Origin of the sequence: Salinivibrio socompensis S35 (genome assembly GCF_000513715.1) — a bacterium.
GTDB classification, from domain to species: domain Bacteria; phylum Pseudomonadota; class Gammaproteobacteria; order Enterobacterales; family Vibrionaceae; genus Salinivibrio; species Salinivibrio socompensis.
In genome coordinates, this window is record NZ_AQOD01000205.1 from 1 (window position 1) to 1510 (window position 1510).

At 45.6% G+C, this 1510-nt stretch carries 1 protein-coding gene and 1 pseudogene; one reads left to right on the forward strand and one right to left on the reverse strand.

Annotation, left to right across the window (positions count from 1 at the left end):
• Nucleotides 1–207 (reverse strand): annotated as a pseudogene (locus tag DZ54_RS24520) (DUF4277 domain-containing protein); the annotation flags it as partial.
• 827 nt (nucleotides 208–1034) lie between these two features.
• Here DZ54_RS24520 and DZ54_RS22885 point away from each other — a divergent pair.
• Nucleotides 1035–1510, forward strand: a 476-nt coding sequence (locus DZ54_RS22885) for an aspartate-alanine antiporter-like transporter (RefSeq protein ID WP_476707458.1), incomplete at its 3' end; no start/stop codon positions are given.

The window sequence follows — 1510 nt, forward strand, 5'->3', positions numbered from 1 at the left end:
AAAAATCGGAGAACATATGCAGGGTTCTACTATGAAAACCCAGCCCATTTAGGATCATCGCTAAGACGGCATCACCATGCGAAACCTTGTGCTCGGAGTACTTAGGAATGATACGGTCGATAATATCTGGTAAGCCAATTTCATGACAGAAAGCAGCGATTAGCCTAGGTGATCGAGACGTTTAATGACAGGTTGAGGAGCAGGCATAGTAAGCGACCGTTAAATAACAGTAATAGATCAAAACTGGGGATCACGGTCAAGAGGTCTGTGACACTAAAATCTGTAAATGATCGCTGGATCACACTATTTTAATTCATTAATTGGCTGCGGAATGACGGTTTGAAGTTAGCTTAACTATGATATTGGGTGACGTGTAACATTGTATTAGCATGCACACTCACTTTCCCAAAACCGTTATACGCATCTTTTCGTTCTTAACTGACTGTTATTAAAAACTTTATCGCTTTTGATGTCAGTCTCTTCCCCGCGAAAGTGTGCATGCCGCCTATCACGGCTGGTGCATTCACACTATCCCCAAACCTAACAAAGTAACCCATTGATGATTAACCTCTTTTGTTTTAGTGGACTGAGAAAGCGTGAATGCATGATGAGAAAGCGTGCATCCTATTTGGCTTTTCTATCCGATAGGCTGTTTGCCTATCCAGTTTTTCCACGCTACCGCCGATCGGTTTGCGGCATCCAACAGGCCTTAACGATGTTAATTGTGGCAGTAGCCTATCAAATACCTTGTCAGCTTTTCACGTCCTAATGTCCAAAATGTTAGCGAGCGCTTATTCTGTGGGTCTAGTCGCAGGGCGTTGGCTTGGCTTGGTTTGGCTTGGGGGGATGTATCGCGTCGTCTAAAAATCAGTCGATGGGGCTTTTTGTTGTTTACGCTGGAAAAATCAGCCAAGTGGTCTTTTTTTACGCAACTTTTCTGTGTATTTCACTAAATTTGTCCAACAAATTGTGATTTAGGTTGGTATAATTTTCACCACTTTAACCTCTTCCGCACGCTGCTGGATATTTGTGCTGTGAATATAGACGTCAATAACCTCCTGCTCCAAAACGATATTTTACTCCTTTTTGTGGTGCTCGCGCTCGGCCTCGCCGTGGGAAAGATCAAAATTGGTAATGTGCAACTCGGGGGATCCATCGGTGTGTTGTTCACCGCGATCATTTTTGGTAATGCCGGGTTTACCTTTTCGCCCGACGCACTCAGCATCGGCTTTATGCTGTTTATCTACTGTGTCGGTATCGAGGCAGGCCCGAACTTTTTTGGCGTGTTTTTCCGCGATGGTAAGTCGTATTTGCTACTGGCGCTCACCGTGTTATTGAGCGCCATTGGCCTGACGTTGTTTTTTCAAGATCAACTGGGTCTGGATACCAGCATTGCCACCGGCATGATGGCGGGGGCACTCACCGCGACGCCGGTATTAGTGGGTGCAAAAGATGCCTTAAACTCGGGGTTAATCGGCGTGGATGGCGAACAACTGGGGATGATGATCGA